This window comes from Burkholderia sp. AU15512 (assembly GCF_002223325.1).
Classification (GTDB): domain Bacteria; phylum Pseudomonadota; class Gammaproteobacteria; order Burkholderiales; family Burkholderiaceae; genus Burkholderia.
Genome location: NZ_NKEX01000003.1, coordinates 1871969 through 1887752 on the forward strand (window position 1 = coordinate 1871969; position 15784 = coordinate 1887752).

Here is a 15784-nt window from a genome sequence, read left to right on the forward strand (position 1 = left end):
CATGCGTTCGATCAGAACGCCGTCCCGATCTGGAACTGGAATTTCTGGTACTGGTCGCCTTCGTGCTTCTGCAGCGGGAACCCGAGGCTCAGCTTCAGCGGGCCGATCGGCGAGATCCACGCGAGACCCACACCGTAGCCGTAACGCAGGCCGTTGGCGCCCGTACTCGTGCCGCCCGGTGCGTTGCCCCACACGTTACCGCCGTCGAGGAACGTGAACACGCGCAGCGTGCGGTCGTAGCCCGTGCCCGGCAGCGGGAACGTCAGCTCGATGTTGCCGACGACCATCTTCGAACCGCCGATCGGGTCGTTCGTCTTCGTGTCGCGCGGGCCCAGCGAGCTCGGCTCGTAGCCACGCACGGAGCCGATACCGCCCGCGTAGTAGTTCTTGAAGATCGGGTACGGGTTGCCGATACCGTTACCGTAGCCGCCTTGCAGGTTCAGGCCCAGGATGAAGCCGCGCGAGAACGAATAGTAGTACTGGGCCTGCAGGTCGGCCTTGTAGTACTGGATCTTGCCGACCGGCACGCCGTACTCCATGTTCGCCTGCGTGAAGTAGCCGCGGCTCGGAATCAGCGCGCTGTCACGCGCGTCGCGCGACCACGCGACCGTCAGCGGCACCGTGTTCGACACGCGGCCGAACTGGTTCACGTAATCCTGGTAGCTCTGCGGCGTGTTCGAATCGACGTCGAGACGGTTCTGCTCGAAGCCCGCGCCGAAGTAGACGGTGTCGACTTCCGAGAACGGGATGCCGAACTTCAGGTTGCCGCCCGCGCTGATGATCCGGAAGCTCGAGCTCGTCGAATAGTAGAGCGGCTGGTACGTGCGGTAGTAGACGTCCGTGATCCGCTTGATGCCGTCGACCGTGAAGTACGGGTCGACCTGCGTGACGGTCAGCGTACGGTAGCTCTTCGCGGTGTTGACGTTCACCGACAGGCTGGTACCCGAACCGAACACGTTGTCCTGCGACACCCCCGCCGACAGCACGACCTTGTCCGTCGACGAGAAGCCGGCGCCCAGCGTGATCGCGCCGGTCGGCTTTTCGTCGACCTTCACGTTCACGTCGACCTGGTCGTTCGTGCCTTCGACCGGCAGCGTCGTCACGTCGACGTTGGTGAAGTAGCCGAGACGGTTCACGCGATCCTTCGACAGCGCGAGGCGGTTCGAATCGAACCACGAGCTTTCGAGCTGGCGCATTTCGCGGCGCACCACTTCGTCGCGCGTGCGCGTGTTGCCGACGACGTTGATGCGGCGCACGTACACGCGGCGGCTCGGATCGACGACGAGGTTCAGGTTCACCTTGTGGTTCGCCTGGTCGATGTCCGGCTGCGCGTTGACGGTCGCGAATGCGTAGCCGTACTCACCGAGCTTGTCGACGATCGACTTGGTGGTCTGTTGCAGCTTTTCGGCCGAGAAGCGATCGCCCGGCTTGATCTTGATCAGCTTGTTGAGTTCGGCTTCGCGATCGAGCAGGTTGCCCGACAGCTTGATGCCCGACACCGTGTACGGCTCGCCTTCGTGCAGCGTGACCGTCAGGTACATGTCCTTCTTGTCGGGCGAGATCGACACCTGGGTCGAATCGATGTTGAACTCGAGATAGCCGCGGTTCAGGTAGTACGAACGCACCGCCTCGAGGTCGCCGGTGAGCTTTTCCTTCGAGTACAGGTCGTTCTTCGTGTACCAGGAGAACCAGTTCGGCGTCGACAGCTGCATTTCGTCGCGCAGCGTGCTGGTGCTGAAGGCCTTGTTGCCGATGAAGTTGATCTGGCGGATCTTCGCGCTCGGGCCTTCGGCCACCGCGAACAGGATCGACACGCGGTTTGCGTCGACCGGCGTGACCGTCGTCTTGACCTCGGCCGCGTAGAAGCCGCGCGTGAGGTACTGGCGCTTGAGTTCCTGCTCCGCCTTGTCGACGAGCGCCTTGTCGTAGTAGCGGCCGTCGGCGAGGCCGACTGCGCGCAGCGCCTTCGTCAGGTTGTCCTTGTCGAACTCCTTCGTGCCGGTGAAGTCGATCGACGCGATGGCCGGACGCTCCTGCACCTGCACGATCACGACGTTGCCCTGCGTGGCGATGCGTACGTCGTTGAAGAAGCCCGTCGCGTACAGCGCGCGGATTGCTTCGGATGCCTTGTCGTCCGTGAAGGTATCGCCCTGCTTGATCGGCAGGTAGGCGAACACCGAACCCGCTTCGACGCGCTGCAGCCCCTCGATCTTGATGTCTTGCACCACGAACGGTGCCGCTGCATGGGCCGCGAGGCCGTGCGCGGCGAGCGCGGCCGCTGCAACTGTCTTAGGTACAAAGCGATGAGGTTTGAACAACATGCATCCCCAATATTTAGCTGCATCAAATCAGGCGGCTGCCCAGCGGCCGCCGCCTGACGCTTCAGAAATGGATTAACCGAGCCAGATCGTTGAACAGCGCGATCGCCGACAATGCGACGATGCAGATCAACCCGGCTCTTTGCAGAATCAGCTGCCAGCGCTCCGAGACGGCTTTCCCGGTCGCGGCTTCAACCGCATAATATAACAGATGCCCCCCGTCCAAAACGGGAATCGGCAACAAGTTCAGGACGCCAAGGCTAATGCTGACAAGGGCGAGGAACGACAGGAACGCCGACGGACCGAGCCGCGCACTCTTGCCCGCGTAGTCCGCGATCGTCACCGGGCCGGACAGGTTCTTCAGCGATGCGTTGCCCGTGATCATGCGCCCGAACATCTTCAGCGAATACACGGAGATGTCCCACGTACGGTGTGCGCCGAGCTGCAGGCTTTCGATCGGCCCATATCGCACGTCGACGGACGGCGCATGCATCGACAGCGCCGCGCCGATGCGGCCGACCTGCTGCCCCGATTCGTCGTCGCGCTGCATCTGCGGCACGATCGACACCGTCTGCGCGGCGCCGTCGCGCTCGATCTGCAGGTCGAGCGGCTTGCCCGCATGGTGTTTCACGAAATCGATGAAGCGTGACGCGCCGCCGATCGGCTTGCCGTCGAGCGCGACCAGCTTGTCGCCGGTCTTCAGGCCCGCCTGCTCCGCCGCGCTGCCGGGCTGCACCGACGCGACCGACAGCGTGCCGCCGCCGGTCTCGAAGCCCAGATGGGCCATGAAATCGTCGTCGAGCTGACTTTCGGGAACATGGCGGAGGTCGACGCGGAAGTCGAACGTCGTGTTGCCATCGCGTGCGCCGAGCACGATCTCGCGGTGATCGAATGCAGCGGCCAGCAGCTTCCAGCGCAGGTCCGACCACGACCGCACCGGCTCGGCCTCGCCGCCCTGCGCGTTGCGGATCGACACGATCTGCTCGCTGCCGTCGAAGCCCGCGCGCGCCGCCACCGTGCCGGTGGCCGGCGGTGCGACGATCGCGGCCGGCTCGGTTACACCGGTGGCGAATACGACGGAAAACAGCGCGATTGCCAACAGGAAGTTGGCAATCGGCCCGGCTGCAACGATCGCGATGCGCTTGTAGACGGACTGCCGGTTGAACGCCTGGCCGAGCTCCTCGGGCGCGATGCCGGGGCCGGGATCGCGTTCGTCGAGCATCTTCACATAGCCGCCGAGCGGCAGCGCCGACAGCGTCCACTCGGTGCCCGTCCTGCGGCTGACCCAGCGCGCGACGGGCTGGCCGAAGCCGATCGAGAAACGCAGCACCTTCACGCCGCACCAGCGCGCGACGCGATAGTGTCCGTACTCATGCACGACGACCAGCACCCCGATCGCCACCGCAAACGCGATCAGTTCGACCAGCACGTTCATGAGCACTCCATTCAGACAGTGCGCTCCACGCGTGGCGCAGGCGCTTTCGCAATGATCTCGGCGGCGAGGCGGCGTGCCTCGGCATCCGCCGCCAGGACATCCTCGAGCCCGTCGGGCGTACGGTTCGGCAGCGCGTTGAGCACGGCGTCGACCGTCGCCGCAATCGCCATGAAGCCGATGCGGCGCTCGAGAAACGCTTCGACCGCGACTTCGTTCGCCGCGTTCAATGCGGCGCTCGCGATGCCGCCTTCCTCGAGCGCCTTCAGCGCAAGCGCGAGACACGGGAAGCGCGCGTAATCGGGCTTCTCGAACGACAGCTGGGCAATTTGCGCGAGATCGAGTTGTTCGACGCCCGCATCGACACGCTCGGGGAACGCGAGCGCGTGCGCGATCGGCGTGCGCATGTCGGGGTTGCCGAGCTGCGCGAGCACCGAGCCGTCGCGATACGACACGAGCGAATGAATCACGCTCTGCGGGTGGATCAGCACGTCGATGCGCTCGCCCGGCAGCCCGAAGATCCAGTGCGCCTCGATCACCTCGAGGCCCTTGTTCATCATCGTCGCGGAATCGACCGAGATCTTGCGGCCCATCACCCAGTTCGGGTGCTTGCACGCCTCGTCCGGCGTCACATCGACGAGCGTGGCCGGTTCGCGCGTGCGGAACGGGCCGCCCGACGCGGTCAGGATGATCTTCGAGATCCCGCCATGCTCGGCCGCGTCGCGCGGCATGCACTGGAAGATCGCGTTGTGTTCGCTGTCGACCGGCAGCAGGATCGCGCCATGGTCGCGCACGGCGTCCATGAAGATCGCGCCCGACATCACCAGCGCCTCCTTGTTCGCGAGCAGGATGCGCTTGCCGGCGCGCGCGGCCGCGAGGCTCGGCGCCATGCCGGCCGCCCCGACGATCGCCGCGACCACCGTGTCGCAGCCATCGCTCTTCGACACGTCGACGAGCGCCTGCGGCCCGTGCAGCACGGTCGTCTTGCTGCCCGCCGCGCGCAGTTTCGCGTCGACCTGCGCGGCCGTCTCGGCATCGCCCACCACCGCCACCTCGGGCGTGAAGCGCAGGCATTGCTCGACCAGCTTGTCGCCGTTGCGGTGTGCGGTCAGCGCATAGACCGAGAAGCGCTCGGGATGGCGCGCGACGACGTCGAGCGTGCTGTCTCCGATGGAGCCCGTGGAACCGAGCAATGTCAGGCGTTTTTGCATAACAGAATGAGTGGTTTAACCAAGCAGCAGCATCGCGAGCGGCAGCACCGGCAGCAGCGCGTCGACACGGTCGAGCACGCCGCCATGGCCTGGCAGCAGTCCGCTCGAATCCTTCACGCCCGCCTGCCGCTTCAGCAACGACTCGAACAGGTCGCCGATCACGCTGTATGCGACCAGCAGCGTCAGTGCGGCCCATGCGCCGGGCATCCCGTAGCGCACGGCGAACGCGGAAAACAGGGTCGGCTCGAACGCATGCACGGTCATCGCGACACCGGCGAGGACCATCACGGCGAGCCAACCACCGATCGCGCCTTCCCAGCTCTTGCCGGGGCTGATCGTGATGGCCAGTTTACGCTTTCCGAAGGCCTTGCCCGCGAAGTATGCGCCGATATCGGCGAGCCAGACGACCAGAAGCAGCGACAGCACGAACGGTACGCCCTGCGCACGCGCCGCGACGAGCGCATGCCAGCAGGCCGCGAAGACCACGAGGCCGGCCGCGAGCAGGAACGGCCGCCATACGCCGCCCGCGAGCGCCGGCTTGCGCCGCAGCGTGAACGGGCCGACTAGCAGCCAGAACACGCCGGCTGCCATGAAAAGGGGACGGGACGATGCCGCATCGACGCCGAGCGGCGCCGTTGCCGCGAGCGCCAGCGCCGCGACTACTGCATAGACGACCGGGCCGGCGCCGCCGAGCTTGAGCAGGCGCGCCCATTCCCACGCGGCAAACACGAGCACGACGCCGATCAGCGCGCCGAACGCGGCGAGCGGCGCGAACAGCGTCACCGGCAGCAGGACCGCCAGCATCACGATCGCCGTGATCACACGGGTTTTCAGCATGAAAGGGAGTCGGCGTTCTGCGATTGCGGTTCGAGCTGTGCGCTCGTGCGGCCGAAACGGCGCTCGCGCTCCGTATACGACGCCATGGCGTCGGCCAGCGCCGCGCCGTCGAAATCCGGCCAGTATTTGTCGGTGAAATAGAATTCGGCGTACGCGAGTTGCCACAGCAGGAAGTTGCTGACGCGCTGCTCGCCACCGGTACGGATGAAGAGATCGGGCTCCGGCGCATAGGCCATCGCCAGGTGCGGCGCGAATGCGTCCTCGGTCACTTCGACCTCGCGACCCTCGCGCACGGCTTGCTCGACGAGCTTCTTCGTCGCCTGCAGGATGTCCCACCGGCCACCGTAGTTGGCCGCGATGGTGAGCGTAAGACGGGTATTGCGCGCCGTCTTGGTTTCGGCGCGGCGAATCAGCTCGCGGATGCGCGGCTCGAAGCGGTCGAGATCGCCGACGACACGCAGGCGGATCCCGTTCGCGTGAAGCTTGCCGACCTCGCGCTCGAGCGCGGTGATGAACAGGCGCATCAGGAACGACACTTCGTCGTTCGGACGGCGCCAGTTCTCCGAACTGAACGCGAACAGCGTCAGGTACTCGACGCCGGCGCGCGCGCAGCCTTCGACCACCGCCCGCACGGCATCGACGCCGCGGGTGTGCCCCGCGACGCGCGGCAAGCGGCGTTCGGTCGCCCAACGGCCGTTGCCGTCCATGATGATCGCGATGTGACGCGGCACGACGCCGACGTCAGGCACGCGAACGGTAGAGCTGGTATAGGTCATGGCCGTTGAGACAGTAATGCGGGAAGAAGGCGGCGCGCGAGGACGGTCGTCAGACCGTCATGATCTCGGCTTCCTTGCTCTGCACGAGCTTGTCGATTTCGGCAACGTGCTTGTCGGTCAGCTTCTGCACGTCGTCGCTCGCGCGGCGCTCGTCGTCTTCCGAGATTTCCTTGTCCTTCACGAGCTTCTTGAGCGCTTCGTTCGCGTCGCGGCGCAGGTTGCGGATCGCGACCTTGGCCGTTTCGCCTTCGCTCTTGACGACCTTGGTCAGCTCGCGGCGGCGCTCTTCCGTCAGCGCGGGCATCGGCACGCGGATCAGGTCGCCGGCGGTGGCCGGGTTCAGGCCCAGGTCGGCTTCGCGAATGGCCTTCTCGACCTTCGCGACCATGTTCTTTTCCCACGGCTGCACGCCGATCGTGCGCGCATCGACGAGCGTCAGGTTGGCGACCTGCGAGATCGGCACCATCGAGCCGTAGTAGTCGACCTGCACGTGATCGAGCAGACCGGTGTGTGCACGGCCCGTACGGATCTTTGCCAGATCGTTCTTGAACGCTTCGATCGAGCGCTGCATCTTTTGCTCGACGCCCTTCTTGGTATCAGCGACACTCATTTCAACCTCCGAACCTTCTAACCTTCAAAGAACACGGGCCCTGCCCGGCGCATCGGGTGCGCCGCGGCCGATGGCCCGCATCCGCGGGAGTTTACACGTGGACGAGCGTACCTTCGTCCTCGCCCAGCACGATGCGCTTGAGCGCGCCCGGCTTGTTGATCGAAAACACGCGAATCGGCAGCTTCTGGTCGCGGCACAGCGCAAAGGCCGTCGCGTCCATCACCTGCAGGTTGCGGCTGATCGCCTCGTCGAAAGTGATCGTCGTGTAACGCGTGGCCGACGGATCCTTCTTCGGATCGGCAGAATATACGCCATCGACCTTGGTCGCCTTCAATACGACCTCGGCGCCCACCTCCGACCCGCGCAGCGCGGCGGCCGTGTCCGTCGTGAAGAACGGGTTGCCCGTACCGGCCGCGAAGATCACGACGCGGCCTTCCTCGAGCTGGCGGATCGCGCGGGGCCGGATGTACGGCTCGACGACCTGGTCCATCCGCAGCGCGGACTGCACGCGCGCCTCGATGCCGGCGTGGCGCATCGCGTCCTGCAGCGCCAGCGCGTTCATCATCGTCGCGAGCATCCCCATGTAGTCTGCCGTCGCGCGGTCCATGCCGGCCGCGCCACCCGCGACACCGCGGAAAATATTACCGCCACCGATCACGACCGCGAGCTGCGTACCGAGACGCACGACTTCGGCGATATCGGCCACCATCCGTTCGATCGTCGCGCGATTGATGCCGAAGGCATCGTCGCCCATCAGCGCTTCGCCGGAGAGTTTGAGGAGGACGCGTTTATAGGCATTGGACATAGGGGCTTCCGAGCGACGAGAGGATGACAACCACGAACTGTAGGGGCGAAATACTGATTCGGGCAAGCGCCGACGGTCGGACCGGGTTTCCCGGCCGGCCGGCGGCGGCGCCGACCGCGGCGGAGCGGACGCCCGCCGCGGATACTGCCTGACTGCTTACGGCTTACTGCTGCTTTGCTGCTGCGACTTGCGCGGCCACTTCGGCGGCGAAGTCGTCCTGGCGCTTCTCGATGCCTTCGCCGACGACGAACAGTGCGAACTTCTGCACTGCGGCATCCGCTGCCTTCAGCATCTGCTCGATCGTCTGCTTGTCGTTCTTCACGAACGTCTGGTTCAGCAGCGACACTTCCTTCAGGTACTTCTGGACGCTGCCGTCGACCATCTTCGCGACGATTTCAGCCGGCTTGCCCGATTCCGCAGCCTTCTGCTCGGCCACGCGGCGCTCCGTCTCGATCAGTTCCGCCGGCACGTCGGCCGACGACAGCGCGACCGGCTTCATTGCCGCGATGTGCATCGCGACGTCCTTGCCGACCTGCTCTTCCGCGCCCGTGTACTCGACGATCACGCCGATACGCGCGCCGTGCAGGTACGTTGCGATCTTGTTCGCGGTTTCGAAACGGACGAAACGGCGGATCGAGACGTTCTCGCCGATCTTGCCGACCAGCGCCAGACGCACTGCGTCGACCGTCGAGCCTTCGAGCGGCAGCGCCGACAGCGCAGCCACGTCGGCCGGGTTTTGCGTCGCGACGAGTTCTGCAACCGTCTTCGAGAATGCGAGGAAGTCGTCGTTCTTCGCGACGAAGTCGGTTTCGCAGTTCAGTTCGACCAGCGAGCCTGCGTTGCCGCCGACGAACGATGCGACGACGCCTTCTGCCGTCACGCGCGATGCCGCCTTGCTCGCCTTGTTGCCGAGCTTGACGCGCAGCAGCTCTTCAGCCTTGGCCAGATCGCCGTCGGCTTCCGTCAGCGCCTTCTTGCACTCCATCATCGGTGCGTCGGTCTTTGCGCGCAGTTCTGCCACCATGCTTGCGGTAATTGCCGCCATCATTCGCTCCTTGAGTCTGTATTCACAACGCCGCCCGCTTGGACGCGAACGGCCGAGATTCGTTTCCGGACCCGCGCCGATTCGGCGCGATCAGGTCCGGCGCACAAGCTTAAAAAAAGGGGGCCTGTTGAGAGCCCCCTTTTTGCGCCGGCTCGGGGCCAGTTACGCGTTTTCCTCGACGTACTCGTCGTCGCCGCGTGCGGCCTGGACCACTTCGTTGACCGCGTTCGCACGGCCTTCGAGGATCGCATCGGCCACGCCTTCGGCGTACAGCGCGACTGCCTTGCTCGAGTCGTCGTTACCCGGGATCACGTAATCCACACCTTCCGGCGAGTGGTTCGTATCGACCACGGCGATGACCGGCACGCCCAGCTTGTTCGCTTCGGTGACAGCAATCTTGTGGTAGCCGACGTCGACGACGAAGATCGCGTCCGGAATGCCGCCCATGTCCTTCACGCCGCCGATCGACTTTTGCAGCTTGGCGATTTCGCGTTCGAACAGCAGCGCTTCCTTCTTGCTCATCTTTTCGAGCTCGCCTGCCTCGACTGCCGCTTCCATGTCCTTCAGGCGCTTGATCGATACCTTCAGCGTCTTGAAGTTGGTCATCATGCCGCCGAGCCAGCGTGCGTTGACGAACGGCATACCTGCGCGCTGCGCTTCCTGGGCGATCGTGTCACGCGATTGACGCTTCGTGCCGACGAACAGGATCGTGCCGCGGTTCGCTGCCAGCTGGCGCACGTACTTCTGTGCGTCCGTGAACATCGGCAGCGTCTTTTCGAGGTTGATGATGTGAATCTTGTTGCGGTGACCGAAAATGAACGGAGCCATCTTCGGGTTCCAGAAGCGCGTCTGGTGACCGAAGTGGACACCCGCTTCCAGCATTTGGCGCATCGTAACTGCCATGTAAATTCTCCACGAGGGTTGGGTCTTAAGCCGGCCGCCGTACCGCCGCGCGATCCCACCCCGAAGGGCGCGAATGCCGCGCGGCCGGCACCCTGGTTGCGCCGGCTTGCGATTCGGCACGTGCAAACGCCCGTGCCGCAAGCCTTCCATCCGTCATGCCGCCCCAACATGGGGCAAGCTCGGCAATTGGATATCGACTTAGCCAAAGAGTATAGCACGCCGATTTGTCCGCTCTCAAGTCGCTCACCTCTTTCGCTTGCCGCGCGGCAGCCGGCCGGACAATCCGCGAAAACCCGCATCCGCACCGCCGGCAGGGGCTGCGAGGCCTGCCAGAAGGTGCGATAATCCGTCAATTCACCGCATTCCAGGCATACCTCGATGGCTATTACGCTCAAAAACGAACACGATATCGCCGAGATGCGCGTCGCCTGCCGTCTCGCGAGCGAAGTGCTCGACTTCATCACGCCGCACGTCGTCGCGGGCGTCACGACCGCCGAACTCGACCGCCTCTGCCACGAGTTCATGCTCAACGAACAGGGCACGATCCCGGCGCCGCTGAACTACCAGCCGCCCGGCTACCCGCCGTACCCGAAGGCCACCTGCATTTCGGTCAACGACGTGATCTGCCACGGCATTCCCGGCGAGAAGGTGATCAAGAACGGCGATGCGCTGAACATCGACATCACCGTGATCAAGAACGGCTACTTCGGCGACACGAGCCGCATGTTCATCGTCGGCGAGGGTTCGATCCTCGCGAAGCGCCTCGTGCAGACCACCTACGAATGCATGTGGCTCGGCATCGACCAGGTCAAGCCCGGCGCGCACCTCGGCGACATCGGCTACGCGATCCAGAAGCACGCGGAAGCGCAGGGCTACAGCGTCGTGCGCGAATACTGCGGCCACGGCATCGGCACGGTGTTTCACGAAGATCCGCAGGTCGTCCATTACGGCCGCCCGGGCACCGGCATCGAACTGAAGGCCGGGATGATCTTCACGATCGAGCCGATGATCAACGCCGGCAAGCGCGACATCCGCACGATGCCCGACCAGTGGACGGTCAAGACGCGCGACCGCAGCCTGTCGGCGCAGTGGGAGCACACGGTGCTCGTCACCGAAACCGGCTACGAGGTGCTGACCGTGTCGGCCGGCACGCCGGCGCGCCCGGTGTTCGCGCAACCGGCCGCCGCCGTCTGAGCGCCGTCGCGCCAGCCCGCCCCACCCGCACCTGAACGGCCGCCCATGAGCGCTCACGCAGCCCCCTCGCCCGAAGCGCTGTCGCGGCGCGCCGAATTCAAGGCCGCCAAAGCGGAGATGCTCGAGCGCTTTCGCCGCGCGGCGAACGTCGCGTCGCTGATGCACGCGCTGTCGAAACTCACCGACGAAGCGCTGAAGCGCGTGTGGGACGACTGCGGGCTGCCCGCCACGCTCGCGCTCGTCGCCGTCGGTGGCTACGGGCGCGGCGAACTCGCGCCCTATTCCGACGTCGACATCCTCGTGCTGCTGCCCGATGCGCACGATCCGGCCCTCGACGCGCGCATCGAGCGCTTCATCGGCATGGCGTGGGATCTCGGCCTCGAGATCGGCAGCAGCGTGCGCACGGTCGCGCAGTGCATCGAGGAGGCGTCGCAGGACGTCACGGTGCAGACCTCGCTGCTGGAAGCGCGCCGCATCGTCGGCAGCACCGCGCTGTTCGAACGCTTCACGGTGCGCTACCACGAGGCGCTCGACGCCCGCGCGTTCTTCACCGCGAAGGTGCTCGAGATGCGCCAGCGCCACGCGAAGTTCCAGGACACGCCTTACAGCCTCGAACCGAACGTGAAGGAAAGCCCCGGCGGGTTGCGCGACCTGCAGACGATCCTGTGGATCGCGCGCGCGGCCGGTTTCGGCAGCAGCTGGCGCGAGCTCGACACGCGTGGTCTCATCACCGATCGCGAGGCGCGCGAGCTGCGCCGCAACGAAGGTTTCCTGAAAACGCTGCGCGCGCGGCTGCACGTGATCGCCGGCCGCCGCCAGGACATGCTCGTGTTCGACCTGCAGACGCAGGCCGCCGAGAGCTTCGGCTATCAGGCGACGCAGGCCAAGCGCGCGAGCGAACAGCTGATGCGCCGCTATTACTGGGCCGCGAAAGCCGTCACGCAGCTCGCGACGATCCTGATCCAGAACATCGAGGCGCAGCTGTTCCCCGCGACGAGCGGCATCACGCGCGTGCTGTCGCCCGACCGCTTCGTCGAAAAGCAGGGCATGCTCGAGATCGTCGACGACGGCGTGTTCGAACGCCACCCCGACGCGATCCTCGAAGCGTTCCTGTTGTACGAGACGACCCGCGGCGTGAAGGGCCTGTCCGCCCGCACGCTGCGCGCGCTGTACAACTCGCGCGAGATCATGAACAACACGTGGCGCCGCGATCCGCAGAACCGCGACACGTTCATGCGGATCCTTCAGCAACCCGAAGGAATCACGCACGCGTTCCGGTTGATGAACCAGACGAGTGTGCTCGGCCGCTACCTGCTGAACTTCCGCCGCATCGTCGGCCAGATGCAGCACGACCTGTACCACGTGTACACGGTCGACCAGCACATCTTGATGGTGTTGCGCAATATCCGCCGCTTCGCGGTGGCCGAGCACGCGCACGAATATCCGTTCTGCAGCCAGTTGATCGGCAACTTCGAGCGCCCGTGGGTGCTGTATGTCGCGGCACTGTTCCACGACATCGCGAAGGGCCGCGGCGGCGATCACTCGACGCTCGGGATGGCCGATGCGCGGCGCTTCTGCCGCGAGCACGGCATTGCCGGCGACGATGCAGCGCTGATCGTGTGGCTCGTCCAGCATCACCTGACGATGAGCCAGGTCGCGCAGAAGCAGGACACGAGCGACCCGGAAGTCATCAAGCGCTTCGCCGAAGTCGTCGGCAACGAGCGGTACCTCACCGCGCTGTACCTGCTGACCGTCGCCGATATCCGCGGCACGAGCCCGAAGGTGTGGAACACGTGGAAGGGCAAGCTGCTCGAGGATCTGTACCGCATCACGCTCGCGGTGCTCGGCGGGGCCAACCCCGACGCGCATTCGGAGCTGAAGTCGCGGCAGGAGCAGGCGCTTGCGCTGCTGCGTCTCGAGACCGTGCCCGACGATGCGCATTGCGCGCTGTGGGATCAGCTCGATGTCGGCTTCTTCCTGCGTCACGACGCGGCCGACATCGCGTGGCAGACACGTGTGCTGTACCGGCACGTGAATGCCGAAACCGCGATCGTCCGCGCGCGGCCGTCGCCGATCGGCGACGCGCTGCAGGTGCTCGTATACGTGAAGGATCGCCCCGACCTGTTCGCGGGCATCTGCGCGTATTTCGACCGCAACGGGCTGTCGGTGCTCGACGCACGCGTCAGCACGACGCGGCACGGCTATGCGCTCGACAACTTCATCGTCACGCAGACCGAACGTGACGTGCGGTATCGCGACATCGCGAATCTCGTCGAGCAGCAACTCGCGTCGCGACTCACCGAAACCGCACCGCTGCCGGAGCCGTCCAAGGGCCGCCTGTCGAGGCTGTCCCGGACGTTTCCGATCACGCCGCGCGTCGACCTGCGGGCCGACGAACGCGGCCAGTACTACATCCTGTCCGTGTCGGCCAACGACCGGCCAGGCCTTCTCTATTCGATCGCGCGCGTACTCGCCGAGCATCGGATCGGCGTCCACGCGGCGCGGATCAATACGCTCGGCGAACGCGTCGAGGACATCTTCCTGCTCGCGGGTGCCGGCCTGTCCGACAACCGCCTGCAGATCCAGCTCGAAACCGAATTGCTGCGTGCGATCGCAGTCTGAATGAATCCCAGCGTTTATGCGCACCAAATTAACCGTCAAGAATCCGAAGCCGGCGTCGCCGACCCGCGCCCCTGTCCGCTCCGGCAGCCTCGTCGCCCGCAAGGCGGTGCGTCCCGCTACGCCTCCCGCCGGGGACAAGCCGGCCCGCCCGAAGAAAGCGTCCCCGGCCGGCGCCGGCGAACGCACGTTCAAGCCGCGCGCTGCCGCGGGCGCCGAGCGCCCGGGCGCGGATCGCGCACCGGCCAAGCGTGCACCGCGTGACGGCGGTGCGGAACGCGGCACGCGCGCCCCTTATCGCGACAACGCGGCCGGGGAAGGCGCGAAGCGCAGCTTCGGCGACCGCCGCACGTCGTCCGATCGTCCGCCGCGCCGCGATGACGACGCGCGGCCGCGTCGTGCAGGTGGCGAAGGCGGTGCACGCGCGCCGTATCGCGACAGCGCAGGCGGTGAAGGTGCAAAACGCAGCTTCGGCGACCGTCGTACGTCGTCGGATCGTCCGCCGCGCCGCGATGACGACGCGCGGCCGCGTCGTGCAGGTGGCGAAGGCGGTGCACGCGCGCCGTATCGTGACAACGCAGGCAGTGAAGGCGCGAAGCGCAGCTTCGGCGATCGTCGCCCGTCGTCGGATCGCCCGCCCCGCCGCGATGACGATGCACGTCCGCGCCGCGCAGGTTTCAGTGAAGGCAACGCACGCGCGCCATACCGCGACAACGCAGCCGGCGAAGGCGCGAAGCGCAGCTTCGGCGACCGCCGCACGTCGTCCGATCGTCCGCCGCGCCGCGATGACGATGCACGGCCGCGTCGTGCAGGTGCAGGCGAAGGCGGCACACGCGCGCCGTATCGCGACAACGCAGCCGGCGAAGGCGCGAAGCGCAGCTTCGGCGACCGCCGCACGTCGTCCGATCGCCCGCCGCGCCGTGATGACGATGCCCGTCCGCGCCGCGCAGGTTCCAGTGAAGGCAACGCACGCGCACCGTATCGCGACAAGGCAGCCAGCGAAGGCGCGAAGCGCAGCTTCGGCGACCGCCGCACGTCGTCCGATCGCCCGCCGCGCCGTGATGACGATGCCCGCCCGCGCCGCTCAGGCGCCGACGACGGCAAGCGCCCGTCGTATCGCGACAAGCCTGCCGGCGAAGGTGCGAAGCGCAGCTTCGGCGACCGTCCGGCCCGCCCCGCACGCGACGGCGAGCGCCGCTCGTTCGGTGCGGTCAAGACCGCGCAACCGGTCAAGCGCGCCGCCGCCGACTACGGTGACGAATCGGGCCTGATGCGCCTGTCGAAACGGATGTCCGAGCTCGGCATGTGCTCGCGCCGCGAAGCCGACGAATGGATCGAAAAGGGCTGGGTGCTCGTCGACGGCGAACGCATCGACACGCTCGGCACCAAGGTCCGCGCCGACCAGAAGATCGAGATCGACGAACGCGCGAGCGCCGCGCAGGCCGCGCAGGTGACGATCCTGCTGCACAAGCCGGTCGGCTACGTGTCGGGCCAGGCGGAAGACGGCTACGAGCCCGCTGCCGTGCTGATCACGCGCGCGAACCGCTGGAGCGGCGACCATTCGCCGGTACGCTTCTCGCCGCAGCACTTGCATGCCCTCGCACCGGCCGGCCGCCTGGATATCGATTCGACCGGCCTGCTCGTGCTGACGCAGAACGGCGTGATCGCGAAGCAGTTGATCGGCGAGCAGTCGGATATCGACAAGGAATACCTGGTACGCGTGCGCTTCGGCGAGCGGCTCATCGACATCGACCAGCACTTCCCCGCGGAATCGCTCGCGAAGCTGCGCCACGGCCTCGAGCTCGACGGCGTCGCGCTGAAGCCCGCGATGGTGAGCTGGCAGAACGGCGAGCAGTTGCGCTTCGTGCTGCGCGAAGGCAAGAAGCGCCAGATCCGTCGCATGTGCGAGCTGGTGGGCCTCGACGTGATCGGCCTGAAGCGCGTCCGGATGGGCCGCGTGATGCTCGGCGCACTGCCGCAGGGTCAATGGCGCTATCTGTCGGCCGACGAGACGTTCTGATCGCCGGCGCCTAC

The 15784-nt window shown here is 66.1% G+C and carries 12 protein-coding genes; 3 read left to right on the forward strand and 9 right to left on the reverse strand.

Annotated features, from left to right (window positions below; all coding sequences use genetic code 11):
- Positions 1-11: 11 nt before the first annotated feature.
- From bamA to rpsB, 9 genes are all read right to left on the reverse strand, one after another.
- Complete coding sequence (gene bamA / locus CFB43_RS11340) at positions 12-2321, reverse strand: outer membrane protein assembly factor BamA (RefSeq protein WP_089473095.1); 2310 nt, start codon at positions 2319-2321, stop codon at positions 12-14.
- A gap of 61 nt (positions 2322-2382) precedes the next feature.
- Positions 2383-3753: an RIP metalloprotease RseP gene (gene rseP / locus CFB43_RS11345; protein WP_089495098.1), complete on the reverse strand. Its 1371-nt coding sequence runs from the start codon at positions 3751-3753 to the stop codon at positions 2383-2385.
- Positions 3754-3764: 11 nt separating this feature from the next.
- Positions 3765-4961, reverse strand: a complete 1197-nt coding sequence (locus CFB43_RS11350; protein ID WP_089495099.1) for a 1-deoxy-D-xylulose-5-phosphate reductoisomerase — start codon at positions 4959-4961, stop codon at positions 3765-3767.
- Between the two features lie 15 nt (positions 4962-4976).
- On the reverse strand, positions 4977-5798 hold the full coding sequence (locus CFB43_RS11355) for a phosphatidate cytidylyltransferase (protein ID WP_089495100.1): 822 nt from the start codon (positions 5796-5798) through the stop codon (positions 4977-4979).
- The gene (uppS, locus tag CFB43_RS11360) at positions 5792-6574 is read right to left on the reverse strand and encodes a polyprenyl diphosphate synthase (protein ID WP_006478494.1); all 783 of its coding nucleotides are present in this window, start codon (positions 6572-6574) and stop codon (positions 5792-5794) included. Before uppS ends, CFB43_RS11355 begins: the two co-directional genes overlap by 7 nt.
- Before the next feature lie 49 nt (positions 6575-6623).
- Complete coding sequence (gene frr, locus CFB43_RS11365; protein WP_039342717.1) at positions 6624-7184, reverse strand: ribosome recycling factor; 561 nt, start codon at positions 7182-7184, stop codon at positions 6624-6626.
- Positions 7185-7275: 91 nt separating this feature from the next.
- Positions 7276-7989 carry a UMP kinase gene (gene pyrH / locus CFB43_RS11370; protein WP_011352459.1) on the reverse strand — a complete coding sequence of 238 codons (714 nt, stop codon included), beginning with the start codon at positions 7987-7989 and terminating at the stop codon, positions 7276-7278.
- Between the two features lie 163 nt (positions 7990-8152).
- The gene (tsf, locus tag CFB43_RS11375; RefSeq protein ID WP_089495101.1) at positions 8153-9034 is read right to left on the reverse strand and encodes a translation elongation factor Ts; all 882 of its coding nucleotides are present in this window, start codon (positions 9032-9034) and stop codon (positions 8153-8155) included.
- A 162-nt stretch (positions 9035-9196) separates the two neighbouring features.
- Entirely contained in the window at positions 9197-9937 is a 741-nt protein-coding gene (rpsB, locus tag CFB43_RS11380; RefSeq protein WP_006752149.1) for a 30S ribosomal protein S2, read from the reverse strand.
- A gap of 378 nt (positions 9938-10315) precedes the next feature.
- On the opposite strand from rpsB, the gene map reads away from it, so the two are divergent.
- The 3 genes from map to CFB43_RS11400 are packed head-to-tail and all read left to right on the forward strand — an operon-like array spanning position 10316 to position 15770.
- Positions 10316-11131: a type I methionyl aminopeptidase gene (gene map, locus CFB43_RS11390; RefSeq protein ID WP_012328760.1), complete on the forward strand. Its 816-nt coding sequence runs from the start codon at positions 10316-10318 to the stop codon at positions 11129-11131.
- 45 nt (positions 11132-11176) lie between these two features.
- Entirely contained in the window at positions 11177-13753 is a 2577-nt protein-coding gene (locus tag CFB43_RS11395) for a [protein-PII] uridylyltransferase (protein ID WP_089495102.1), read from the forward strand.
- 16 nt (positions 13754-13769) lie between these two features.
- Entirely contained in the window at positions 13770-15770 is a 2001-nt protein-coding gene (locus CFB43_RS11400) for a pseudouridine synthase (RefSeq protein ID WP_089495103.1), read from the forward strand.
- Positions 15771-15784: the final 14 nt, after the last annotated feature.

What these genes read in the sequence shown, in the direction of transcription:
- bamA (WP_089473095.1), bottom strand. Translation starts at nt 2,321, where the DNA reads ATGTTGTTCAAACCTCATCGCTTTGTACCTAAGACAGTTGCAGCGGCC.
- rseP (WP_089495098.1), bottom strand. Translation starts at nt 3,753, where the DNA reads ATGAACGTGCTGGTCGAACTGATCGCGTTTGCGGTGGCGATCGGGGTG.
- CFB43_RS11350 (WP_089495099.1), bottom strand. Translation starts at nt 4,961, where the DNA reads ATGCAAAAACGCCTGACATTGCTCGGTTCCACGGGCTCCATCGGAGAC.
- CFB43_RS11355 (WP_089495100.1), bottom strand. Translation starts at nt 5,798, where the DNA reads ATGCTGAAAACCCGTGTGATCACGGCGATCGTGATGCTGGCGGTCCTG.
- uppS (WP_006478494.1), bottom strand. Translation starts at nt 6,574, where the DNA reads ATGACCTATACCAGCTCTACCGTTCGCGTGCCTGACGTCGGCGTCGTG.
- frr (WP_039342717.1), bottom strand. Translation starts at nt 7,184, where the DNA reads ATGAGTGTCGCTGATACCAAGAAGGGCGTCGAGCAAAAGATGCAGCGC.
- pyrH (WP_011352459.1), bottom strand. Translation starts at nt 7,989, where the DNA reads ATGTCCAATGCCTATAAACGCGTCCTCCTCAAACTCTCCGGCGAAGCG.
- tsf (WP_089495101.1), bottom strand. Translation starts at nt 9,034, where the DNA reads ATGGCGGCAATTACCGCAAGCATGGTGGCAGAACTGCGCGCAAAGACC.
- rpsB (WP_006752149.1), bottom strand. Translation starts at nt 9,937, where the DNA reads ATGGCAGTTACGATGCGCCAAATGCTGGAAGCGGGTGTCCACTTCGGT.
- map (WP_012328760.1), top strand. Translation starts at nt 10,316, where the DNA reads ATGGCTATTACGCTCAAAAACGAACACGATATCGCCGAGATGCGCGTC.
- CFB43_RS11395 (WP_089495102.1), top strand. Translation starts at nt 11,177, where the DNA reads ATGAGCGCTCACGCAGCCCCCTCGCCCGAAGCGCTGTCGCGGCGCGCC.
- CFB43_RS11400 (WP_089495103.1), top strand. Translation starts at nt 13,770, where the DNA reads ATGCGCACCAAATTAACCGTCAAGAATCCGAAGCCGGCGTCGCCGACC.